Raw genomic sequence first — 24,796 nt, forward strand, 5'->3', positions numbered from 1 at the left:
TCGCCTCAAACACGTTCGCTTCGTTCCTTTAACGGAGATTCTGACTCTCTAACTTTTCCTAAGAGCATTCCACATTCACCAGAACCACTTTATACTGTTTTCTTCAAGTCGTGACTGGCAGCGGATGTTAAGAAATGAAATACCCGGAACTATAACCTGGTGTAGTCCACTACGGTACACAATCTTGTCAAAAGCCTTGAAAATCCGCTAATGACAGCTGATTACTGTAACCTTCCGCTGTCACAACCGTTACGCAATTGCCATTTCATTCTTAAGGCATTTGATGCCTACTTTTTATGCAGGTCCGGGTAGTCATGCCTTCTAAATTAAATCCCAACGATATTTCCTTCCAGATCCTTCCAGGTGAATTCGCCGCCCTCGCAGATCATATATCCGTGAGCAGAACCTTCCTTAGGAATTGATACAGAACCTGGATTCATATAGATAAAATCCCCCATATCTTCATTTGCAGGAATGTGTGTATGACCATTCAGAAGAATATCTCCTTTTTTCAACATCGGAGGATTCTTTGGATTGTGATGATGTCCGTGAGAAGCGAAGATGGTGCGCCCGTCAATTTCAAGGAAGCAGTAGTCGGCAAGAATCGGGAATTCCAGTACCATCTGGTCTACTTCCGTGTCACAGTTACCGCGGACACAGAGCAGTTCCTTCTTCATTGGATTCAGCATGGCAATAACTTCCTTTGGATTGTAATCCTTTGGCAGGTCATTACGCGGACCGTGATAAAGGATGTCTCCGAGAAGAAGAAGACGGTCAGCACCTTCACGTTTGTAAGCGTCAAGCATTTTACGGCAGTAGTAAGCAGAGCCGTGGATATCGGATGCAATCATTAATTTCATATGTATATACCTCACTTTGATATTATATAAGTATCTGTTGTCAGAGCACCTAAAAGAATTTTAACATAAATTCCGGGAAAAATATAACAAAATTAAGAACATTAAATTGTCGACATTCGCCAATATACATTTATAAAAGAATGATTTACAATAAAGTTAAGAAATGCAGAAAGCGAGGAAGTAAGATGAAAGCTTACGAAAGATTTTTAAAGTATGTGTCTGTATGGACGACAAGTGATGAGACGAGCGAGACGGTTCCATCGGCAGACAGGGAACTGGTACTTGCAGAGTTACTGGTGGAAGAGATGAAAGAACTGGGAATTGAAGATGCAAGAGTGGATGAGAAAGGATATGTATACGGATCTGTTCCTGCAACACCGGGATGTGAAAATGCATCTGCACTGGGACTGATCGCGCATATGGATACAGCACTGGATGCGCCGGGAGACAATATTCATCCGCAGATCATCGAGAATTACGATGGCAAAGACGTAGTACTTGGAACAAGCGGAAAGACGATCAAAGTAGAAGAATTTCCATATCTGGCAGATTTAAAAGGACGGACTTTGATCACAACGGACGGAACGACACTTCTTGGGGCAGATGACAAAGCAGGAATTGCAGAAGTACTGACTGTTGTAGAAGAGATCCTGACAGACGGAACTCCACATGGAAAAATTTGTATCGGATTCACACCGGATGAAGAGATCGCAAGGGGAGCGAAGCATTTCGATGTAGAAGGATTCGGAGCAGATTACGGATATACTTTAGATGGAAGCGCCGAAGGTGAGATCCAGTATGAGAACTTCAATGCATCTACAGCATTTATCACGATCCATGGTGTCAGTGTACATACAGGAACTGCAAAAGATGTACTGGTGAATTCGCAGACGATCGGAACAGAATTCCACCAGATGCTGCCGGTATCAGAAAGACCGGAGACAACGGAAGGGTACGAAGGATTCTATCACCTGGTAAGCTTTCATGGAAATGTTACAGAGACAAAGATGAAGTACTTTATCCGTGACTTTGATACAGAAGGATTCCATGCAAGAGCAGCAAAAATGCAGGAGATTGCAGGCAGTCTGAATGAAAAGTATGGAGCAGGAACGGTTGAAATTGAGATCGTAGAATCTTATTACAATATGCGTGAAAAGATCAAACCATGTATGCAGCTCATTGAATATGCGAAGAAAGCGGCCGAGAATGCAGATATCGTTCCGGATGTTGCGCCAATACGCGGGGGAACGGATGGTGCAAGATTAAGCTTCAAAGGACTTCCTTGTCCGAATCTTGGAACAGGCGGATATGCATTCCACGGGGTATATGAGCACATTACAGTAGAAGGAATGGATAAAGCTGTTGTGATGGTAAAAGATATCGTTGGTATGTTTGCAAAATAAACAGGGATTTCTTTGGCGGTTGGTGCTTGTTTGCAATGACGATCTGATGTATTATGGGGAAGTACAGTAAAGAACCGTTTACATTTGTCAGACAGGAACGGAACAAAACGGAAGATGAAGAGGAATATAATGGAAACAAATATCATATCAGAACTGACAACATTTATAGAACATGCACCGACAGCATTTCATGCGGTTGCAGAGTTAAAAGAGATCCTGAAGCAGGAAGGATTCGAAGAATTAAAAGAGTCAGAAAAGTGGAAGATCAAACCTGGGAAAAGATACTATGTAACAAGAAATAATTCCAGTATCATTGCAGTAAAAGCCGGAAAAGAACTGGACAACTACAGTTTCCATGTGACAGCATCACACAGTGATTCGCCGGCATTTAAACTGAAAGAAAATGCGGAGATTGAGGTCGCAAAGAAATATACGGTACTGAATACCGAAGGTTACGGCGGTATGATCTGCCAGACATGGTTCGACAGACCATTGTCACTGGCCGGAAGAGTTATGGTTAAGAATGGGGAAAGAATCGAAACCAGACTTGTGAAGGTGGACAGAGATCTTCTGATGATTCCGAGTCTTGCAATTCATATGGACCGGAAAGTGAATGAAGGAAGAGCTGTTAATAAACAGATTGATATGTTACCGGTATTATCGGGAAGCGTGAAAGAACAAGGAGAGGTAAGATCCTTAGTTGCAGAAGAATTGGGATTAAAAGATACGGATATCTATGGCATGGATCTGTTCTTGTATAACCGTATGGAAGCGGTCAGATGGGGAAGCAACCGTGAATTTATCGGGTGTCCGAGACTGGATGATCTGCAGTGTGCATTTACATCTATGAAAGGATTCCTGGCAGCGGAAAATGAACAGAATATCAATGTCTATGCCTGTTTTGATAACGAAGAAGTGGGTTCGGGAACAAAACAGGGAGCTGCATCTACATTTCTTTATGATGTATTGTGGCGAATGAACAAAGCACTTGGAAAGAACGAAGAGGAATTCTACCGTGCAGTAGCAGGAAGCTTTATGCTGAGCTGTGACAATGCCCATGCGGTACACCCGAATTACAGGCAGAAGACGGATGCGACAAACTGCGTCTATATGAATGACGGCATTGTGATCAAATCACATGCCGGACAGAAATATACGAGTGATGCGGTCAGTGTGGCAGTATTCAGGATGATCTGCGAAAAAGCAGGCGTACCATTACAGTATTTTGCTAATCGTTCGGATGAAGCCGGGGGAAGTACATTGGGGAATATTGCGATGACGCAGGTGTCCATGAATACAGTGGATATTGGATTACCGCAGCTTGCCATGCACTCGGCCTATGAGACGGCCGGTGTAAAGGACACGGAGTATATGGTGAAAGCGGTAGAGACATTTTATGCATCGCATATACAGGCTGATTCGGATGGAAATTATCAGATTAACCAGTAGTTAGAAAAATAAGACAGGATAACAGAAGTTATGACAGAATTAGGATATAAGACATTACGTGAAAGTATTGTAGATATTATAAGAAAACGGATCATTAACAGGGAATTGCAGCCGGGGCAGAAGATTGTCGAACAGGAACTCGCAAAGGAATTCCAGACCAGTCGTGCGCCGATCAGAGAGGCACTGCGCGAACTGGAGAACGAAGGCCTGGTAGAATATGTAAGAAATGCCGGATGTTCTGTGAAAGAGATCACATTCGAAGAATCATTTGAAATCTATCTGATGCGTGCGAATTATGAGATTATGGCAGTGCGTCTTCTGGGAGGAAAGATACCGGAAGAAACGCTGCAGGAGATGGAAAAAATCCTGGAACGCATGAAGAATCTGGATGTGGACGAATATGATCAGCTGTTTTCATATGATAATAAGTTCCACAGCTGTCTGATCAGAATGACCGGAATGAAAAGTTTGTATAAGGCATGGAAAAGTCTGAATTATGGGAATATCGTAACGGGGTATAATCTGGCATCGGACAAAAAAGCAGTAATCACACGACAATATCCGATACATAAAGAACTGCTGGAAGCATGCAAGAGCAGGAAGAAAGAAGAAATCTGCAGGGTATTGTCGGATCATTATATGAGTACGATCCACAGACTTTTAAAAGAACAGGGAATGACGGAAGCAGACACGAAGTTTTCACTGGACTTTCTGATTTCATAAAGAAGTCGTAGAGGGATCTTGGAGAGCATGATTCCGGGAAAATGAATGATGGATGAAAAAGAGAAATGTTGGTGTAATGACACAGGCATTTCTTTTTTTGTCATGTGTTGTAAGGAGATGCCTGTAACGATCTTTTTAGTATGTAGCAGGTTTTGAAATGACAGATGTTGTGCATAAAATACAAAAAGAGATATAAAATACAAATAATATGTTGAAAAACATACAAAAATATGATATATTACATTCAATCATTGACGATTGTCGACAAAAGATATTAAAGCTTGCAGAACGTCCACAGGGAGATATGAATATGTTCAAAAAAGTAGGACTTGGATTTCTGTTTGTCGGACTGGCATTTGGTGTGATGGCATTATGTGAAATTACCCGTGGAGTCGGAGCAGATGCTTCGGTAAAAGCAAGTGTACTCTGGCCGGTATTCATCGGAATTTGTGCGATCATGCTGATATTTACCGTGTTGTTATTTGCTGCAAACCAGAAGCTGAATAGTCTGGTTGAGGGAGAAGAGTAGAAAAATATATCATCTGAAGCAGTCATAGGAAGGAAAGATGTACTCCTCTTTGCACAAAAAAAGAGGAGTACATCTTTGTGCAGAAATATTGAATTAAGGAAGAATGAAATGAAGATAACAAAAAAAGAATTTATTATGATGCTAGGCGGCATGTTCTTAATGTCGGCAGCTGTATATTATGAAATGATGCCAAATAATCTGGTGCTTGGAAGTCTGTCAGGACTGGTTCTTGTTCTGGTAAAGATCATTCCGTTACCGGTATCGACAATTACATTTGTCTTAAATATGGTACTGTTGGTCATAGGGTATATTTTTATCGGCAGGGAATTCGGTGTGAAGACCGTTCTTGCATCACTTATGCTTCCGATGTATCTGAGGATTTTTGAGATACTGACTCCGCATGTGGAATCCTTGTCCGGGAATATCGTGATCGATCTGGTATGCTTCATGATCGTGGTTGGTGCAGGACAGGCCGTCTTATTTAACATGAATGCATCCAGCGGGGGAATTGATATTGTTGCGAAGTTGATCAATAAGTATCTTGGATTTAAAATAGGACAGAGTATTACGATCATAGGTGTGCTCATATCGATGGCAGCAATCTTTGTATATGATCGAGAGACAATGGTAATAAGTCTTGTTGGTACGTTGATCTATGGTCAGGTATTAGACCGGTTCTGTGATGGATTCCATGTGCGTAAGAAAGTATCCATTCTTTCAAAGGAGCATGAAAAAATTCAGAGTTATATTGTAAGGGAATTACGCAGAGGTGCGACGATTTATCCGGCATATGGAGGCCTGGATCATGCAGAGCATGTAGAAGTTGTAACGATATTAGAAAAGAATGAATATGGAAAATTATTATCTTTCATCCACGAAACAGATGAACATGCATTTGTGACCGTCAGTACCGTAAATGAAGTAGTCGGAGCCTGGAATACAGTGAAAAGCAGATAAAAATACATTCCCGGATAACTGAAACATCGACGAAAAAAGAGAGATTGGATTTTTATCGGGAATGTATTTTATCTATGTACTATTTAAGGATGGCTGTTGCTCATATTATTTCTGCTTATATCCGTCAAGGAATGTTCCCATCCGGCGAATCGCATCACTTAAGATATCTGCCTGCGGAAGCATGACAATACGGAAATGATCCGGATCTTTCCAGTCGAATCCACTGCCCGGAACGAGCAGGATATTGGTGGCATCCAGCAGATCATGAGCAAATTGCTTGTCATTGGTGATATTAAATTTCTTCACGTCCAGTTTCGGGAAGACATAGAATGCAGCGTCATTTTTTACAAATGACAGACCGTTGATCTTCTCAAGTTCACGAACGGTCGCTTCACGCTGCTCATAGATTCTGCCGCCCGGCCGTACCATAGAAGCAGGTGTATCCATATCATCAAGAGCTGCAGGGATGACGATCTGTGCCATGGTATTGGCGCACAGACGCAGAGATGTTAACTGGATGATGCCCTGTCTGTAATCTTCGGTCAGTTCTCTTGGACCGCTGATGACCATCCATCCGCAGCGGTATCCGCACAGACAGTGTGATTTGGACAGACCGTTTAATGTAATGACCGGAACATCCTCTGTCAGTGAAGCAAGAGAGATGTGCTGTTTGCCATCCATAACGAGACGGTCATAGATTTCATCTGCAAAGATCAGAAGGCCGAATTCTCTTGCAATCTGGATGATCTCGAGAAGGATTTCCTTCGGATAGAGAACACCGGTCGGGTTGTTCGGATTGATGATAACGATTGCTTTTGTCTTATCTGTAATCTTGGAACGGATATCCTGAATGTCCGGATACCAGTTGGCCTGTTCATCACAGGTATAGAAGACCGGTTTACCGTCTTCGAGATATACGGAATTGCCCCAAAGGGAGTAACTAGGAGAAGGAACTAAGACCTCATCTCCATCATTTAACAAAGGTGTTAAGGCGAAAGATACCACTTCGCTGACACCGTTACCGATGAATACATCATCTGATGTGATACCGTTGATACCTTTACTGGTCTCATAATCACAGATTGCCTGTCTTGCCTGAGGCATTCCTTTGAAATCACAGTAGCCGACACCGTCCTGCATGTGTTTCATCAGAGCGTTTTTGATGCTGTCAGGCAGACCAAAGCCAAAGGTTGCAGGATTCCCGGTATTTAATTTTAAGATATCGATCCCCTGTTTCTGGCGTTTCATAGCTTCTACGAATAATGGACCACGGATATCAGAGTGTACTGGTTTCATGCGCCCGGCGCGTACGATTGGTTTCATAATTTTATTCCCCGCTTTATTATTTTATCTTTATTCCAATAAACCCCAAATTCATATTGGAATAATTGTTTTATTAATATAATGATACGTCCGTGTGGACAGAGAATCCAATACTTATAGTGCTATAACAATTATAAGAGTCTGACTATAGCTGTCATGTGAAAAGGGAAAACAGATGATAGCAGGATATGAGAGGTTACGTGTATGTTTGTATGGAAAAAATATGTTTATGAAGTGTATAAAGAAAGAAGTTTTACCAAAGCGGCACAGAATCTGTACATCAGTCAGCCGTCTTTGAGTGCAAGGATCAAAAAGATTGAAGAGATTATCGGGGAACCGTTATTTGACAGAAGTACAACACCGCTCCAGCTTACAGAGGTCGGAAAAGTATATATTGAGGCAGCGGAGGAGATCACCCAGATCGAACAGCGGGTAGAGAATTACATCAATGACCTGGCGGGTCTGAAGACGGGGAATCTTGCAGTAGGAGCAAGTACGCTGTTTGCCGCATATGTGGTACCGTCTCTGATCACCCAATTTAATCAGAAATTTCCGGATGTACATATTCAGCTGATAGAGGGGAATACAGCCGAACTGGAAGAAATGCTGGGCAGTAATGCGCTGGATTTTGTCATTGATAATTATCACTATGACAGTATTCTATATAATAAAGAATTATATTGCGAAGAAAATATATTACTTGCGGTTCCGAAACATTTTGCCGTAAATGAAGAACTGGGAATGTATCAGCTTTCTTATAAGAATATCAAAAATAAAAATTATCTGAACCAGAAATATCCGGCAGTTCCGTTAGGGAGATTTGCGGATCTTCCGTTTATTATGCTGACACAGGGAAATGATACCAGAACCAGAGGAGACAGGCTGTGCCGAAACGTCGGATTTAAGCCCAATATCGTGCTGGAATTCAATCAGCAGTCGACAGCATATATGGCCTCGTCTACGCAGCTTGGAGCAACATTCATCAGTGATATCCTGGTAAGCCAGCTCCCGACATTTGAAAACCTGGTGTATTACAAATTAGACGGAGAAGAAGCGAAGAGAAAAGTCTTCTTTTACTACAAAACACACAAGTACAAAACACGTGTGATGGAGGAATTTATCAGAATGATGCATGAACAAATCTGAAAAAAATGATAATATGCAAAAATTAATTAAAATGTAACATAATTTCAGAGAATAGTAAAAAAATTATGCTATAATCATAATATATACATTAGGATAAATCGATTATCGGAAAGTAAATTTCCTGCAAGATAATAAAAAGGGGGCTTTTGATATGACAGAGAATTTGATCAAAGATGTAAAGAAAATCCAACAGGCACTTATTAATAAAGAATCTGTCGGGGACGAGTTTGAAGAGAAGATGGAAGCCATACATAAATTAGAAGAAGTTGCAGATTATCTGAAGGATGCACTTGGAAGAGGCATTGAGTTCTAAAATGGATATAAAAGCATTTATATTTGATATGGATGGTCTGTTATTTGATTCTGAAAGAATTGTACAGCGCTCCTGGAAGATGGCAGGTGATGAACTGGGAATCCTACATATGGGGGATGTCATCTATCACACACTTGGAATGAACCGCACAGGCAGGAATGAATATTTCAGAAAATATATCCGGGAAGACTTTCCATTTGAAGAATTTGGAAGACTGACACGGGATAACTTCTGGAAAATTGTGGATAAAGAAGGTCTTCCACTGAAAAAAGGTGTAAAAGAACTGCTGGCATATGGAAAAGCACAAGGATATAAGATGGCGGTAGCGACATCTTCCAGCAGAGAGTATGCTATGGGGAATCTTATCCGGGCCGGGATAGATCCCTATTTTGACAGTGTGATCTGTGGAGATATGGTTAAGAAAGCAAAGCCGGATCCGGAGATATATCAGAAAGCAAGTGAAAGTCTTGGAATACCGCCGGAATATTGCATGGCGTTTGAGGATGCTCCGGGAGGAATCCTGTCAGCACATCAGGCAGGAATGAAGGTGATCATGGTGCCGGATCTTGTACAGCCGACGGAGGAGATACGGAAACTTACGTACCGGGTCTGCGATTCGTTGGCAGATGTAATAGGAATATTAAATTGAGCCATTGGGATGGAGAAAAAAGAGTGGTATCTGTCCCGGTGGCTTGTTTTATATCTTTGTGCCTTGGGAAAAAGTTTTTTAGAAGCAACATATTTATTCTTTACAGAATAGCAAAAAAGGACTAAGATACTTTTGTAAAATAATTTATAAAAGAGGTCTGATATGGCAGGGCGAAATGAAAAAAAGAATATTACAAAATCTAAAATTGTAAACTATATCATCAATAATAAAATTATATCAAAGGCAGAACTGGCGCAGAATCTGAGCTTAAGTATGCCGACGGTGCTTTCTAATGTAAACGAACTGATCGACCGGAATATGGTCATCGAGATAGGAGAATATGAATCTACCGGCGGTCGTAAAGCAAAACGGATAGGGATTAATCCGGCATATAAATATGCAGTCGGTGTAGTGATCACAGCAAATCATCTGGGAATCGTATTGCTGAACATGCAGTATGAAATAGAAAAAATAATCTGGATGCGGTTAAAATTTTCAACAGAAACATCTTATTGCTTAAAAGTAGCTGAAATGGTGGAGGACTTCCTGAAGGATGTAGAAGACCGGGAAAAGATATTAGGAATCGGAATTTCGATTCCCGGTATTATTGATCAGGCGAATAGAATGGTTGTGAAATCTCATGCACTGCAATTGGAGAATTTCAGTCTGAGCTTTCTGGAACAGGTATTTTCTTATCCGGTGTATTTTGCAAATGATGCAAATGCTGCGATGATGGCAGAAGATATGCATGAATATCAGGATGCTGTGTATCTTTCGCTCAACAATACATTAGGCGGCGCATTCTGTATTAATGGAAAACTGGTGGCTGGTCAGAATCAGAAAGCAGGAGAATTCGGACATATGATTCTGGTGCCGGGAGGAAAGAAATGTTATTGCGGAAAAGCCGGGTGTGCAGATGCCTATTGCGCAGCCAGTGCATTGACTGATGAAGAGCAGGAAATGACGTTGGAACAATTTATGGAAAAAGTGGAGCAGAAAAATACAAAGACTGTGGAAAAATGGAATCAGTATCTGGATAATCTGGCTATTTTGATTTCCAATCTGCGAATGGCGTATGACACAGATATCATACTTGGAGGAGAAGTCGGGGGGTATTTATCAGAGTATATGATACCACTGGGGGAAAAAGTGATGGCATATAATGGTTTTGAACATGATGTACGTTACTTAAAAAATTGCTCCTATAAAAGAGAGGCATCAGCTGTCGGAGCGGCAAAACATTTCCTCTCTGAATATATACAGCATTTATAAATTTGATATGTTGTAGGAAAAAGAATAAGAATGAAAAACTGAGGTGAAATTCAAGGCTCGTAATGATTACGGACTTTGAATATTTACCTCTTTTTTTTATTGTCAGATGTTCGGAAGAAGCTGCAATTGGCAGGTTTTATAGATATCTAAGTATGCAAGAGAAGTTGCCAGTGGCAAATTCTATGTATATCCAGTTGGTAAATATGCATAAAAAAGTTGATCAAACTTGTGCAACAAGTAGAAATAGGCATTCATATATTGACAAAATAGAGTGGTTGTACAATAATGTAATTACTTTAATAAAACATTTAATAAAAGATAAGATAAAAGAATGAAGGAGAAAAACAATATGTTACAGCAGGTAATGACAAAACCAGGAGAGATTATTTTCAGAGAGGTACCAGTTCCGGAGGTAAAAGATGATCAGGTATTGGTAAAGATTATGAATATCGGCATTTGTGGTTCTGATATTCATGTATATCACGGTAAGCATCCATTTACCTCATATCCGGTAACACAGGGACATGAAGTATCCGGTGAAGTTGTAAAACTTGGGAAAGATGTGACAGTATTTCACGAAGGTCAGAAAGTAACAATTGAGCCACAGGTTTATTGCGGAGAATGTTATCCATGCAGACACGGAAAATACAATTTGTGTGAAGAATTAAAAGTTATGGGATTCCAGACAACCGGAACAGCATCAGAATATTTTGCAGTAGATGCATCGAAAGTAACACCAATTCCGGAAGAAATGTCATATGAAGAAGGTGCAATGATCGAGCCACTGGCTGTTGCAGTTCACGGAGTAAAGCAGGTTGGTGATGTGAAAGGAATGAACATTGCCGTGCTTGGTGCCGGTCCGATTGGTAATCTTGTGGCACAGGTAGCAAAGGGAATGGGAGCAGCAAAAGTTATGATCACGGATGTCAGTGATCTCCGTCTGGATAAGGCGAAAGAATGTGGCATTGATGTCTGTGTGAATACAAAAGAAAAAGATTTCGGTGAAGCAATGTTGGAAACATTCGGACCAGACAAAGCCGATGTGATTTATGATTGTGCAGGAAATAACATCACAATGGGACAGGCAATCAAGTATGCAAGAAAAGGAAGCATTATTGTATTGGTTGCAGTGTTTGCAGGAATGGCAGAGATTGATCTTGCAGTGGCTAATGATCACGAACTGGATATCAAGAGCACAATGATGTACCGGCACGATGACTATGTTGACGGAATCAGACTTGTAAATGAAGAAAAGGTTCATTTAAGACCACTGATCTCAAAAACATTTGCATTTCAGGAGTATCTGAAAGCTTATCAGTATATCGATGATAACCGAGAAACAACGATGAAAGTAATCATTAATGTACAGGAATAAAGATTAGATCAGGAGAGAACAGAAGTTTTGTCAGAAACTCTGATAAGGAGGAACCATGGGAAACGAGGGTAAGAATGGAAAAGTGCCATTGATCAGTAAAATTGCATATGGATTTGGTGATGTCGGATGCAATTTCAGTTGGATGTTTGTAAGTAATTTTTTAATGATATTTTATACAGATGTGTTTGGAATCAGTATGGCGGCTGTTTCAGCATTGATGTTATTTTCAAGATTCTGGGATGCGATTAATGATCCGATTGTCGGAGGGTTGACGGATAAGACAAAAACAAGATGGGGACGTTACCGTCCATGGCTGCTTGTTGCAGCACCCATTACGGCAGTGCTTTTAATGTTGACATTCTGGGCACATCCGGACTGGCCAGATACGGCAAAGATTATCTATATGATTATTACATATTGCCTGCTTGTACTGGGATACACATGTGTAAATATTCCGTATGGAACACTTTGCGGTGCGATGACACAGGACATTGATGAACGGGCAAAAATTAATACTTCGCGTTCGGTTGCGGCTATGATTGCAATCGGGATTATCAACATTATTACAGTACCTTTGCTTGGAAAGCTGGGAAGCCAGAGTGCGAAGAACGGATATTTATTTGTAGCAATTATCTATGGATGTATATTTGCGGCATGCCATTTCTTCTGCTTTGCGAAGACGAAGGAGCAGGTGACAATTCCGGAAAAGGAAAAAATATCAATTAAAGTACAGTTAAAAGCCGTGATGCAGAACAGACCGTATATACTTGCATTAATCGGACAGGTTTTATTTGGATTTACATTATATGGAAGAAATGCTGACATTTTATATTATTTTACATATGTAGAAGGAAATGCATCTTATTATACTACTTATTCTATGTGCATTATTATTCCATCCATTATCGGTGCCGCATGTTTTCAACCGGTATTCCGAAAACTTAACAATAAAGGAAGGACAGCTTCGATATTTGCCTTTTTAACAGGTATTTCAATGCTGGCAATGTATTTCTTTAATGTAAAAGATTCAGCAGTTGTATTCTATATTTTGGCAGGTGTTACACAGTTCTTTTTTTCAGGATTTAATACAGCAATCTATGCAATCATTCCGGACTGTGTGGAATACGGAGAATGGAAAACCGGACTTCGGAATGATGGATTTCAATATGCATTCGTTTCTCTTGGAAATAAGATTGGAATGGCGATCGGTACAGCGATGCTTGCGGCATTACTTGGAAAATATGGATACGTGGCAAATCAGGCACAAAATGATACGGTTATCAGTATTATGAAATATGCATTTACAACCATTCCGGGGATTCTGTGGATTGTAACAGCTGTTGTATTATTTTTCTACCGGTTAAATAAAAAACGGTATAATGAAATTGTGGAGGATCTGAAGAATGGAAAAAGAGGTTGATATTGTTGCGTTAGGCGAACTGATGATTGATTTTACAGAAGCCGGGGATAGAACGTGGCCGTGAAGAAGGAAGAATCGAAGGTATTAGAGCAATTATACATTTGGCAGAACTTGTTAATCTGGGTAAAAATGAAACAATTCAACAACTGGCTGAAGGAATGCATATGACCACTGAAGAAGCAGAAAAATGGTATAAAGAATATAGAAAACATTCATGAGAAGTTGTTTAATGAGTAGAGTATGCGAAAACGTAACTGAATAAAAATATAGAAGCGCTTTCTGTGTATATGAGATCATGGTTAGAAACTTTTAGGCACAGAAAGCGCTTCTATATTTTATTCGGGACCAGGAAATTCAGTTCCTATTGCATTAAACCGCTTCCCATCTCCCGGAAGCTCCACAAGGCAGCACCAGTCCGGAATGTGTAACAGGAAGTCCAATCTCCTGTGAATCCACATGTCCGTTCCATTTCTTAAGCTCCGTTCCGAGCATATAGGTCAAAACAGCCGGTGCAAGTCCGGTTGTGTAAGAATTGACCAAGAAGAATAACGGGTCATCCGACAAAATCTGTGTACACAGTTTGATCAGCGGATGAATTGCATCTTCGATCTTCCAAATTTCTCCTTTAGGTCCGCGTCCGTATGACGGAGGATCCATAATGATGGCATCATAGTGATTGCCACGGCGGATCTCACGCTCTACGAATTTTACACAGTCATCAACCAGCCAGCGGATCGGTCTGTCAGATAATCCGGAAGAGGCTGCATTTTCCTTTGCCCATGCAACCATTCCTTTAGAAGCATCTACATGTGTAACACTTGCTCCGGCAGCAGCGGATGCGAGAGTAGCTCCACCTGTGTAAGCAAAGAGATTCAGTACTTTGATCGGTCTTCCTGCATTTCTGATCTTCTCAGAGAACCAGTCCCAGTTCGTTGCCTGTTCCGGGAAAAGTCCAGTGTGCTTGAAGCTGAAAGGCTTCAGATTAAATGTCAGTTCTTTATAATGAATCTGCCACTGTTCCGGGAGACTGAAGAATTCCCATTCCCCGCCGCCTTTCTTGCTGCGGTGATAGTGGCCGTTCATATGTTTCCATCCACGCTCGGTTTTCGGGGTATCCCAGATAACCTGCGGGTCAGGACGGATCAGAGTGTACTGTCCCCAGCGCTCTAATTTCTCACCTTTACTACAATCTATTACTTCATAATCTTTCCATTGATCTGCAATCCACATAGAATTATAATCCTCTTTCTTTTTTATAATGTAAATTTTCTGTTTGTTTTTGTAAATAAGTAATAAGAACATATCAGAAAAAGCATTTTCAGACAGTCCTGTAGAGGAATTATAGCATGAAAAATTAAGAAATTCAATTTGAAAGCGCACAGTCATAAAATCCGGCTGTGAAAAAAGTGATTTTACATTTCTATAAAATTTCTGCATACACTTTACATATATTTAACAATCCACGGATTTTGGATTTAACATAGGTCCCTTAAGATAACTATTGTCGAAAGCGACAGGGAAAAAAATCAGAATGAAAAAAGATGAGAATCTAAGGAGAGTATGATTATGAAGTTGAAAAAGTTTATTGCAATTTTATCAGTAGCAACAATGACAGCAGGACTTGCAGTCGGATGTGGAAGCTCCGACAGTGCTTCCTCAGATGACAAGAGCAGCAAGAGTGAAAGCGACTGGGATTCTTCAAATGATATCACAATTGTTTCAAGAGAAGATGGCTCAGGAACAAGAGGAGCGTTCATCGAACTTTTCGGGATTGAAGAAAAGAAAGACGGTGAAAAAGTTGATATGACAACAGATGATGCACAGATCACAAACAGCACATCCGTAATGCTTACAACAGTAGCCGGAGATGATTATGCAATCGGTTATGTATCACTCGGATCATTAAATGATACAGTAAAAGCTTTAAAGATTGACGGAGAAGAAGCTACAGAGCAGAACATCAAAGATGGAAAATATAAAATTTGCAGACCATTTAACATTGCAACAAAGAAAGGTGCAGATAACGAAGTGGTAAAAGACTTCATTGCTTATATCATGAGTAAAGAAGGACAGCAGGTAATTTCAGACAACGGATATATCGGAGACGATTCAGCAGAAGCTTATGCGGGAAGCAAGCCATCCGGAAAAGCAGTTGTCGGCGGATCCTCTTCCGTATCACCGGTTATGGAAAAATTGATCGAGGCATATAAGAAAGTCAATACAGGAGCAGAGATTGAGCTTCAGACTACAGACTCTACAACAGGTATGACATCAGCAATCGATGGAAGTTATGATATCGGAATGGCATCACGTGAATTACAGGATGAAGAAAAAGATAAACTGGACAGCCAGGTAATTGCTACAGACGGTATTGCAGTTATTGTAAATAAAAACAATACAACAGATGAACTCAGTAGTGATCAGGTAAAGACAATTTACACTGGTGATGCAACCACATGGGATGAGGTAGTGAAATAATATGAAATCAAAAGCATGGACAGAGAAATTCATGCAGGGAGTGTTTGCAGTTGCCGCCTGTGCTTCAGTACTGGCGGTTGCACTCATTTGTATTTTCTTGTTTGCAAATGGAATTCCTGCAATGAGTAAAATCGGATTCGGGGAATTCCTGACCGGTGAATTATGGAAACCAAAGAATGACATATACGGAATCTTTCCGATGATCATTGGAAGTCTGTATGTAACGGCCGGCGCAATTATCATCGGTGTACCGATTGGAATCCTGACAGCAGTATTCATGGCATTCTACTGTCCGAAAGTAATCTATAAACCACTGAAGATGGCAACAGAACTTCTGGCAGGAATCCCATCCGTTGTCTATGGATTTTTCGGTCTTGTAGTTCTCGTACCGTGGGTAAGAGAAATCGGAAGAACACTTCATCAGGGTGGAAACGGAAGCAGTATGATCACAGCATCCATTCTTCTGGGAATGATGATCTTACCAACGATCATCGGACTTACGGAATCTGCGCTTAGAGCAGTTCCTACACAGTACTATGAAGGTGCGGTAGCACTTGGCGGAACACATGAAAGAGCAATCTTTACTGTTGTTTTACCGGCAGCCAAATCCGGAGTAGTGGCAGCTATTGTTCTTGGAATCGGGCGTGCGATCGGAGAGACGATGGCAGTGATCATGGTGGCTGGTAATCAGCCGAGAATGCCGGAAGGAATCTTCAGAGGAGTCAGAACACTGACAGCAAATATCGTAATTGAGATGGGATATGCATCCGGACTTCACAGAGAAGCGCTGATTGCAACCGGCGTAGTTCTCTTCGTATTTATCCTTCTTCTGAACTTCTGTGTAGCACTTTTGAAGAGGGGGAAGAATTATGAGTAGTAATGAAGTAACATGGAAAGATAAGTTAAAAGCATATACCAGAACTCCTGGATCACTGATCGTAATGCTTCTTGTCATGCTTTCTGCAATTATGACATTTGCAGTACTTATATTTCTGATCGTATATGTGCTGGCGCATGGTGTTCCGTATTTGAAACCATCCATTTTCTCACTTCATTATACATCGGAAAATGCCTCGCTGATGCCGGCATTGATCAACACAGTGATCATGACCCTGTTATCACTTCTGATCGCAGTTCCATTTGGGATCTTCGCAGCGATCTTCCTTGTGGAATATGCAAAACGTGGGAATAAATTTGTAGAAGTAATCAGACTTACAACAGAGACGCTTCAGGGAATTCCATCTATCGTATATGGACTGTTTGGTATGCTGTTCTTTGTAAATACCTGTAAATGGGGATTTTCGATTCTGGCAGGAGCGTTTACTCTTGCGATCATGGTATTACCGCTGATCATGAGAAGTACAGAAGAAGCATTGAAATCCGTACCGGATTCTTACAGAGAAGGAAGTTTCGGACTGGGAGCAGGAAAATTACGTACAGTATTTCGGATCGTACTTCCATCGGCAATACCTGGAATCCTTGCAGGTGTGATCCTGGCGATCGGACGAATCGTCGGAGAGACAGCAGCATTGATCTATACAGCAGGTACTGTTGCAAAGGTGCCGAAGAATGTATTGAGTTCAGGAAGAACCCTGGCAGTGCACATGTATAATCTGTCAAGTGAAGGCCTTTATATGAATCAGGCTTATGCGACGGCTGTAGTACTGCTGGTTCTGGTAGTTGTGATCAATACCCTGTCGGGCATGATCGCCAAACGGATTACAAAAGCATAGCAGCTGTACAGAGATAAATCAGAAAAAAACAGGAAGGAATCATACATGAGTAAAATAAGTATCAAGAACATGGAACTTCATTACGGTGATTTCCATGCTCTGAAAAATGTGAATCTTGAGATAGAAGCGAATAAGATCACAGCATTCATCGGTCCATCCGGATGTGGAAAGTCTACATTATTAAAATCAATCAACCGTATGAATGATCTGGTAGAGGGATGTAAGATTGACGGAGAGATTCTTCTGGATGGCAAGGATATTTTCCGTGATATCGATGTAAATTTATTAAGAAAGAGAGTTGGAATGGTGTTCCAGAAACCGAATCCGTTTCCAATGAGTATCTATGATAATATTGCTTATGGACCAAGAACCCATGGAATACGTTCAAAAGCAAAATTGGATGATCTGGTAGAAAAATCTTTAAGAGATGCGGCAATCTGGAATGAATGCAAGGACAGATTAAAGACCAGCGCACTTGGAATGTCAGGCGGCCAGCAGCAGAGACTTTGTATTGCAAGAGCACTGGCGGTGCAGCCGGAAGTGCTCCTTATGGATGAACCGACATCGGCACTGGATCCTATCTCGACATCTAAGATAGAAGACCTTGCGATGGAATTGAAAAAAGATTATACTATCGTTATGGTAACACATAATATGCAGCAGGCGGTACGTGTGTCTGATAATACGGCATTCTTCCTGTTGGGAGAAGTCATTGAATATAATGAAACAGAAAAATTATTTTCGATTCCGGCAGATAAGAGAACGGAAGATTATATCACAGGGAGGTTTGGCTAGGATATGCGTAATCGGTTTGATCAGCAGCTGGAGTTACTTAATGAGCAGCTTACACGTATGGGTGAATTATGTGAAGTTGCAATCGGAAAAGCAACAACAGCATTAAAAGAAGGAAGTATGGAACAGGCACAGAAGGTGATCGAGGCAGATGAAGAGATCGATCAGGCAGAGGCAGATATTGAAAGACTTTGTTTGAAACTGCTTCTCCAGCAGCAGCCTGTGGCAAGAGATTTGAGACAGATTTCAGCGGCATTGAAAATGATCACAGATATGGAACGTATCGGCGATCAGGCTTCGGATATTGCAGAGATCATCATTACAGAGGAGAAGTCGGAAGCACAGGACATTCCAAAGATCATCAAAATGTCAGAAGCGGCCGGAAAGATGGTGCGTGACAGCGTCAATGCATATGTGGAAAAAGACCTTGAACTTTCCAGAAAAGTTATAAAAGATGATGATATCGTGGATGAACTTTTTGAAGAAGTGAAGACAACACTGATCGACTTTATTGCGGAAAATAAAGGAGAGCAGGGGGGAGAGGCGATTGATCTGATCATGGTTGCAAAATATCTGGAACGTATCGCAGACCATGCAACAAATATCGCAGAGTGGGTGGAATTCTCTATCACAGGAATCCACAAGGCTTCTGTAGTATAAAGAAGGAGAAAGAGGAATGATTTTTTGTGTAGAAGATGACAGTAACATACGGGAACTGGTGGTGTATACCCTGGAGAGCACAGGGTTTCAGGCGCGCGGATTCGAAGATGGAAGTTCATTCCTTGAAGCTCTGGCATTAGAGACGCCAGAGCTTGTTTTGCTTGATATTATGCTGCCGGGAGAAGACGGAATGGAGCTTTTGAGTAAGTTAAAAGCATCTAAGAAAACGAGAGAGATTCCGGTCATCATGGTTACAGCCAAGGGAGCAGAATACGATAAGGTAAAAGGATTGGATGCCGGTGCGGATGATTATGTTACAAAACCATTTGGCATGATGGAGTTGATCTCACGTATCAAGGCTGTATTAAGACGCAGCGCAAATGGAAGCATATCCGGAGAGGATGCATTTGAGATCGGAGAGATCCGGCTGGATCCGAAGAAGCATGAAGTGACCGTTCACGGAGAAGTGGTGAACCTGACACTGAAAGAGTATGAATTATTGAAACGCCTGATGAAGAATTCGAATATTGTCCTTACCAGAGACCAGCTTCTGGAAGATATCTGGGGATATGATTTCGATGGGGAGACGAGAACCGTGGATGTGCATGTCAGAACTTTAAGACAGAAGCTTGGAGATGCAGGCGAACAGATTGAGACGGTCCGCGGAGTCGGATACCGTATGAGCAGGTAATAATATGAAACAAAGTATGAGAAAAAAGATCCAAAGCAGCATGATTCTTGTCATTACCCTGACGATGCTCATAGCTTATGCGATCACCACGCTGGTTGTATATCGCCAGACGATCCATATCATGGAAGGAGAGGTAAGACAGGAAGCGGACTATATTAACGTAGCACTCGACACTTCCGGGGAGTCTTATCTGAAGACGATGGATAACGTGCATGCGGACACAAGAATTACCCTGATCGATCCGGATGGTAAGGTGAAATATGACTCAAAAGAAGATGATGTAACCCTTCAGAATCACAAGAACCGGCCGGAAGTAAAAGCTGCGCTGAAAAACGGAAGTGGTCAGGATATCCGTGAATCGAATACATTGAATAAAGAGATGTTCTATTATGCAGTGAAATTGGAAAATGGAGATATCCTGCGAGTATCAAAGACGGTAGATACTGCATTACGGACAGCAATGAAGGTATTCCCGGCGATGGGGTTGATCACACTGATCATGCTGGCTTTTGCAGGAATCCTTGTAAAATGGCAGGTAACGAGACTGATCCGCCCGATCAACAGACTGGATCTTGAGAATCCATTGGAGAATGACGTGTACGAAGAATTAACACCTCTTTTACAGAGTATCGACAAGCAGAATAAAGAAAAAGATGCAGTTGCCAATATGAGAAAAGAATTCTCGGCAAATGTATCTCACGAGCTGAAGACACCGCTTACGTCAATTTCAGGTTACGCAGAAATCATGAAAAGCGGACTGGTAAAGCCGGAAGATATGAAAGGTTTTGCGGAAAGAATCTATAATGAAGCAAGACGTCTGATCACTTTGGTAGAAGATATCATCAAGTTATCAAAACTGGATGAGGGCAATGTGCAGCTGGAAAAAGAAGAAGTAGATCTCTATAAGCTGACGAGGGAGATTCTGACCAGACTTTCACCACAGGCAGCGAAGCGGAAAGTGCATGTAGAGGTGACGGGAGAACCGGTAGAGTATGTGGGTATCCGTCAGATCCTGGATGAGATGATTTACAATATCTGTGAAAATGCGATCAAGTATAACAAAGAAGGCGGAAAATTAATCGTCTGGGTAGGCAATACCCTGCAGGGAAAGAAGGTCTGCGTTACGGATACCGGAATCGGAATCCCGGAGAATGAGACGGACCGTATCTTTGAACGTTTTTATCGTGTAGACAAAAGCCATTCTAAAGAAACAGGTGGAACAGGTCTTGGACTGTCTATCGTAAAGCATGGAGCAATGCTTCATGGGGCGAAGATCCATGTGGACAGTAAACTGGGTGAAGGTACGAAGATAGAACTTATATTTTAAAAAATAACAGAAGTTTTTAAGAAATCTTAAGAATTATTTGCGTATGTCTTTAAGAAACGAAGCCTACAATAGCATCAAGAAAAAGATGAGGAGGCTTATTGTTATGGACAAGATCAGTATTATCATCCCGTGCTTCAATGAAGAAGAAGCATTGCCAATTTATTATGCAGAAATGAAAAAAGTCATGGACAGCATGAAAAAACATACCAGTTTTGAACTGCTATTTGTAGATGACGGGTCATCCGATAGAACATATGAGATTATGAAAGACTTACACAGAAAGGACGGAAGATGTCAGTATCTTTCCTTTTCCAGAAACTTTGGGAAAGAAGCTGCGATCTATGCGGGACTTCAAAACGCAAGCGGTGATTATGCAGCAATCATGGATGTAGATCTGCAGGATCCGCCGTCGCTGCTGCCTGATATGTACAGAATTTTAAAAGAAGAAGCATATGACAGCGTGGCAACCAGACGTTCAACAAGAATGGGTGAACCAAAGATCCGTTCATTCTTATCTAAAGAGTTTTACAACGTGATCAATAAGATTTCCAAGACAGAGATTGTAAGCGGTGCCAGAGATTACCGCCTGATGAACCGTAAGATGATAGATGCAGTGCTGGAAATGAGTGAATATAACCGCTTTTCCAAAGGAATCTTCGGGTGGGTAGGATTCCGCACCAAATGGCTGGAATATGAGAATATCGAAAGATCTGCCGGAGAAACAAAATGGAATGTAAAGAAATTATTCATTTACTCGTTGGAGGGAATCACGGGATTTTCTGTAGTTCCGCTGTCGATTGCAGCGTATATGGGAGTTTTGTTCTGCGGATTATCATTCCTGATGATTGTTGCGATCGTAGTCCGTACATTAATCTGGGGAGATCCGGTGGCCGGATGGCCATCGATGGTTTGTATCTTGTTTGGCGTGGGTGGTGTACAGCTTCTGTGTACCGGAATTCTGGGACAGTATCTTGCCAAGACATACCTGGAAGTAAAGAACCGGCCTGTATACCTGTTAAAGGATTCCAGTAAAGAAGAACAGCGGATCATGATGATGCCATTATCACAAAATCTGCGGAGGAAGAGTTATGGACAAGGTTAAGAGATACATTCCTTACCTGCTGCTTACAGGCTTAACACTCTTTTTTTGCCGGATATTTGTGGGCAGATATGGAATCTTTGGAGCAAAGGTAGACTGGCTCAGTCAGCATAGTGTGCTGCCGGATTATTTCCGGCAGCAGTTTTATGCAACCGGAAAGTTATTTCCCGAATTTGCGGCGAATCTGGGCGGCGGCCAGAATATTTATCATTTTGCTTATTACGGACTATATAGTCCGTTGATTCTGCCGTCATATCTGCTTCCGTTTGTGAAAATGTCGGATTATATCATGGCGGTCAGCATAACAGGTCTGACTGCTTCGGTACTGCTGTTTTATTACTGGCTGAAAAGCAGAAAGACGGATGCAGGCACTGCTTTTATCCTGTCACTGATGTTCCTGCTGGCAGGACCGATGATCGGTCAGTACAGCGGGCAGATCATGTTTGTGGATTATATGCCGTTCTTATGTCTGGCACTCATAGGTGTAGACCGGTATTTTGAGCAAGAAAAAAGTGGTCTTTTTACAGTTAGTGTATTTCTGATGATCATGACCAGTTTTTATTTCAGTATTGGCGGAATGCTGTCATTGGTTCTTTATGGACTGCACCGCTATTTTGAACAAAGAGAAGAAAACAGGGTCACAGTTCGCAGCTTTTTGCGGGACGGATTGTGTTTCGTGCGTTCGATGATTCTGGCAGTACTCATGAGTGGTTTCTTTCTGGTACCGACGGCACTCGCATTGACGGGTGGGAGAAGTAAAGAGCAGAACACATCGTTTGCTTCCTTTTTTATTCCGCAGATCACAGTAGAACGATTTGCTTATAGTATCTATGGAATCGGACTTACGACACTGGTGATCACAGTTCTGCTCACGGGATTGTTGTATCGGAAAGTATATGAAAAGGTACTCACATATGGATGTGTGATCGTACTTGTGATTCCGGTATTTGCTTACTTATTGAATGGCGGACTATATATCAGGGATAAAGTCTTTATTCCGTTTCTGCCATTGCTTTGTTATCTGATTTCCATTTATCTGGAAAAGTGCAGAAAAAGAGAACTGTCTTTTATTGCAGGAATGATTCCATATATCATCACAACGATATTCGTTTATATGGCAAGAAATCAGTTTGTTTCAAAAGGCATAGGGGAAAGTATATGGAAAGTCTTGCTTGCAGAAAGTATTCTGTTTCTGATCTGTTACGTGCTGTATTGTGCGCTGAAGAGATACCACAAAGAGACGAAAGAGATTCTGATGCTGGCTCTGCCGTCGGTGATATGTCTGGCGGTCACGATGAACACTTTTTATCAGATGAAGCCGGACAGGTATGTCAGCCGCAAACTGTACCGGGATGTTGTGGAAGAACAGAATAGACAGGCCGTAAAAGAAGCATTGAAAGATGATGATGGATATTACCGTACAGAACAGATGGGAAGTGATGATGAAAATGCAGCAGATTTAAACCGGATCTGGGATGTGGATCAGAATATTACTTCCATCTATTCATCTGCATACAATCCGGACTATCAGACATTCCGTCAGAAGACATTCGGACTGGAAGAACCGTTCCGCAATGGGATGATGCAGTCTGTTTCGAAAAATCCGGTATTTCAACGGATGATGGGAGTGCGGTATATCGTATCAGATTCGGATGTGCCAGGATATACTCTGGTTAAGAAATGCGGCACAACCGGTATATATCAGAATAAAGATGCAGCACCGGTCATGTATGCAACAGATCGTGTGATGACGGAAGAGGAATATAAGAAACTTACATTTCCATATAATCAGACGGCATTTCTGGAATATGCGGTTGTTGGAGAACATACGGAATCTTCAGATCAGAACATAATGACAGCCTATGAGCCGGTTAGTCTGAAAATGGCTAATAATAGAACTACAGGTGGAGCGGAGCAGAAAACGATGCAGCAAGAGGGGCAGAAACAGATTCTTTTTTTAAGATTCCGGGTGGACAACGCACATCCGAATAAGGACGTGGCAGTCTGGATCAACGGAATCCGTAACAAACTAAGCGCGAAAGATCATGTATATTATAATGAAAATAAGATATTTACCTATGCAGTGCCGTTAAAGGATGGAGAAGATAATATTTCTGTGACATTTGGCAAAGGAAAATATCGATTAAGGCATGTACAGGCATATCTCGGCAGTCTGCCGGAACGGTCAGAATTGTTGTATCAGTCAGAAATCCAGGTGGACAAAAAGCAGACAGAAGATAACGTGATCCAGGGGACAATTCGTGTAAAGAAAGATGGATGGTTTATTACGTCCATCCCTTATGATAAACATTTTAAGATTTATATTGATGGAAAAGAAACAGAGATACAAAAAGTAAATACGGCATTTCTGGGGTGTAAGATTGAAAGTGGTAACCATGAATTGAAGATCATCTATCATGCACCGGGTACAACAACAGGAAAAATCCTGTCTTTGATCGGAATAGCCGGATTCTTGTTAGTTCTTGTACGGGAAAAAAGAAAACAAAAAAATACAAGGTAGTATACGTTGATATCTATATACAGCAGCAGATTTGCGGAAAATTGCTGCTGTATATTTGCATTTTATAAAAAAGAAG

The 24,796-nt window shown here is 41.3% G+C and carries 24 protein-coding genes; 21 read left to right on the forward strand and 3 right to left on the reverse strand.

Going from position 1 to position 24,796, the window contains the following annotated elements:
• Positions 1–326 precede the first annotated feature (326 nt).
• The gene (gene yfcE / locus NKF87_RS02455) at positions 327–860 is read right to left on the reverse strand and encodes a phosphodiesterase (RefSeq protein WP_117597935.1); all 534 of its coding nucleotides are present in this window, start codon (positions 858–860) and stop codon (positions 327–329) included.
• 185 nt (positions 861–1,045) lie between these two features.
• Here yfcE and pepT point away from each other — a divergent pair, with 185 nt between their 5' ends.
• The 5 genes from pepT to NKF87_RS02480 all read left to right on the forward strand — a co-directional run bounded on the left by pepT (position 1,046) and on the right by NKF87_RS02480 (position 5,921).
• On the forward strand, positions 1,046–2,263 hold the full coding sequence (gene pepT, locus NKF87_RS02460; RefSeq protein WP_117597936.1) for a peptidase T: 1,218 nt from the start codon (positions 1,046–1,048) through the stop codon (positions 2,261–2,263).
• A 129-nt stretch (positions 2,264–2,392) separates the two neighbouring features.
• Positions 2,393–3,712, forward strand: a complete 1,320-nt coding sequence (locus NKF87_RS02465) for a M18 family aminopeptidase (RefSeq protein WP_117597937.1) — start codon at positions 2,393–2,395, stop codon at positions 3,710–3,712.
• 30 nt (positions 3,713–3,742) lie between these two features.
• Positions 3,743–4,435: a GntR family transcriptional regulator gene (locus tag NKF87_RS02470; protein WP_022416019.1), complete on the forward strand. Its 693-nt coding sequence runs from the start codon at positions 3,743–3,745 to the stop codon at positions 4,433–4,435.
• A 310-nt stretch (positions 4,436–4,745) separates the two neighbouring features.
• On the forward strand, positions 4,746–4,964 hold the full coding sequence (locus NKF87_RS02475; RefSeq protein WP_055284367.1) for a hypothetical protein: 219 nt from the start codon (positions 4,746–4,748) through the stop codon (positions 4,962–4,964).
• Positions 4,965–5,072: 108 nt separating this feature from the next.
• Positions 5,073–5,921 carry a YitT family protein gene (locus NKF87_RS02480; protein ID WP_055284451.1) on the forward strand — a complete coding sequence of 283 codons (849 nt, stop codon included), beginning with the start codon at positions 5,073–5,075 and terminating at the stop codon, positions 5,919–5,921.
• 105 nt (positions 5,922–6,026) lie between these two features.
• On the opposite strand, the gene NKF87_RS02485 is transcribed toward NKF87_RS02480, so the two are convergent.
• Positions 6,027–7,244, reverse strand: a complete 1,218-nt coding sequence (locus tag NKF87_RS02485) for an aminotransferase class I/II-fold pyridoxal phosphate-dependent enzyme (protein ID WP_253583916.1) — start codon at positions 7,242–7,244, stop codon at positions 6,027–6,029.
• A gap of 204 nt (positions 7,245–7,448) precedes the next feature.
• On the opposite strand from NKF87_RS02485, the gene NKF87_RS02490 reads away from it, so the two are divergent.
• The 7 genes from NKF87_RS02490 to NKF87_RS02520 all read left to right on the forward strand — a co-directional run bounded on the left by NKF87_RS02490 (position 7,449) and on the right by NKF87_RS02520 (position 13,637).
• Positions 7,449–8,390: a LysR family transcriptional regulator gene (locus NKF87_RS02490; RefSeq protein WP_117597939.1), complete on the forward strand. Its 942-nt coding sequence runs from the start codon at positions 7,449–7,451 to the stop codon at positions 8,388–8,390.
• Positions 8,391–8,541: 151 nt separating this feature from the next.
• Complete coding sequence (locus NKF87_RS02495; protein ID WP_171029252.1) at positions 8,542–8,703, forward strand: hypothetical protein; 162 nt, start codon at positions 8,542–8,544, stop codon at positions 8,701–8,703.
• 1 nt (position 8,704) lies between these two features.
• Positions 8,705–9,352 (forward strand): HAD family hydrolase, encoded by a 648-nt coding sequence (locus tag NKF87_RS02500; protein ID WP_117597940.1) that lies wholly within the window; start codon positions 8,705–8,707, stop codon positions 9,350–9,352.
• A gap of 162 nt (positions 9,353–9,514) precedes the next feature.
• Entirely contained in the window at positions 9,515–10,624 is a 1,110-nt protein-coding gene (locus tag NKF87_RS02505; protein WP_117597941.1) for an ROK family transcriptional regulator, read from the forward strand.
• 349 nt (positions 10,625–10,973) lie between these two features.
• Positions 10,974–11,999, forward strand: a complete 1,026-nt coding sequence (locus tag NKF87_RS02510; RefSeq protein WP_055303105.1) for a zinc-dependent alcohol dehydrogenase — start codon at positions 10,974–10,976, stop codon at positions 11,997–11,999.
• 55 nt (positions 12,000–12,054) lie between these two features.
• Entirely contained in the window at positions 12,055–13,419 is a 1,365-nt protein-coding gene (locus tag NKF87_RS02515; protein WP_117597942.1) for an MFS transporter, read from the forward strand.
• Positions 13,420–13,445: 26 nt separating this feature from the next.
• Positions 13,446–13,637 (forward strand): hypothetical protein, encoded by a 192-nt coding sequence (locus NKF87_RS02520; RefSeq protein ID WP_117597943.1) that lies wholly within the window; start codon positions 13,446–13,448, stop codon positions 13,635–13,637.
• 151 nt (positions 13,638–13,788) lie between these two features.
• On the opposite strand, the gene NKF87_RS02525 is transcribed toward NKF87_RS02520, so the two are convergent.
• A complete protein-coding gene (locus NKF87_RS02525; protein WP_117597989.1) occupies positions 13,789–14,649 on the reverse strand; it encodes a class I SAM-dependent methyltransferase in 861 nt (286 codons plus the stop codon).
• 336 nt (positions 14,650–14,985) lie between these two features.
• On the opposite strand from NKF87_RS02525, the gene NKF87_RS02530 reads away from it, so the two are divergent.
• From NKF87_RS02530 to NKF87_RS02570, 9 genes are all read left to right on the forward strand, one after another.
• Positions 14,986–15,897: a substrate-binding domain-containing protein gene (locus NKF87_RS02530; protein ID WP_055284371.1), complete on the forward strand. Its 912-nt coding sequence runs from the start codon at positions 14,986–14,988 to the stop codon at positions 15,895–15,897.
• Position 15,898: 1 nt separating this feature from the next.
• A complete protein-coding gene (pstC, locus tag NKF87_RS02535) occupies positions 15,899–16,774 on the forward strand; it encodes a phosphate ABC transporter permease subunit PstC (protein WP_055284372.1) in 876 nt (291 codons plus the stop codon).
• Positions 16,767–17,630, forward strand: coding sequence for a phosphate ABC transporter permease PstA (gene pstA / locus NKF87_RS02540; RefSeq protein ID WP_055284373.1), 864 nt, complete (start codon positions 16,767–16,769; stop codon positions 17,628–17,630). Before pstC ends, pstA begins: the two co-directional genes overlap by 8 nt.
• Before the next feature lie 45 nt (positions 17,631–17,675).
• Entirely contained in the window at positions 17,676–18,425 is a 750-nt protein-coding gene (pstB, locus tag NKF87_RS02545; RefSeq protein ID WP_055284374.1) for a phosphate ABC transporter ATP-binding protein PstB, read from the forward strand.
• 3 nt (positions 18,426–18,428) lie between these two features.
• On the forward strand, positions 18,429–19,082 hold the full coding sequence (phoU, locus tag NKF87_RS02550) for a phosphate signaling complex protein PhoU (protein WP_117597944.1): 654 nt from the start codon (positions 18,429–18,431) through the stop codon (positions 19,080–19,082).
• 16 nt (positions 19,083–19,098) lie between these two features.
• On the forward strand, positions 19,099–19,773 hold the full coding sequence (locus NKF87_RS02555) for a response regulator (RefSeq protein ID WP_117597945.1): 675 nt from the start codon (positions 19,099–19,101) through the stop codon (positions 19,771–19,773).
• Between the two features lie 16 nt (positions 19,774–19,789).
• Positions 19,790–21,100, forward strand: a complete 1,311-nt coding sequence (locus NKF87_RS02560; protein ID WP_117597990.1) for a sensor histidine kinase — start codon at positions 19,790–19,792, stop codon at positions 21,098–21,100.
• Between the two features lie 103 nt (positions 21,101–21,203).
• Positions 21,204–22,202, forward strand: coding sequence for a glycosyltransferase family 2 protein (locus NKF87_RS02565; RefSeq protein ID WP_117597946.1), 999 nt, complete (start codon positions 21,204–21,206; stop codon positions 22,200–22,202).
• Positions 22,189–24,720, forward strand: a complete 2,532-nt coding sequence (locus NKF87_RS02570) for a YfhO family protein (protein ID WP_117597947.1) — start codon at positions 22,189–22,191, stop codon at positions 24,718–24,720. Before NKF87_RS02565 ends, NKF87_RS02570 begins: the two co-directional genes overlap by 14 nt.
• Positions 24,721–24,796 lie beyond the last annotated feature (76 nt).

Origin of the sequence: Dorea longicatena, from assembly GCF_024168045.1 — a bacterium.
Lineage (GTDB): Bacteria > Bacillota > Clostridia > Lachnospirales > Lachnospiraceae > Dorea_A.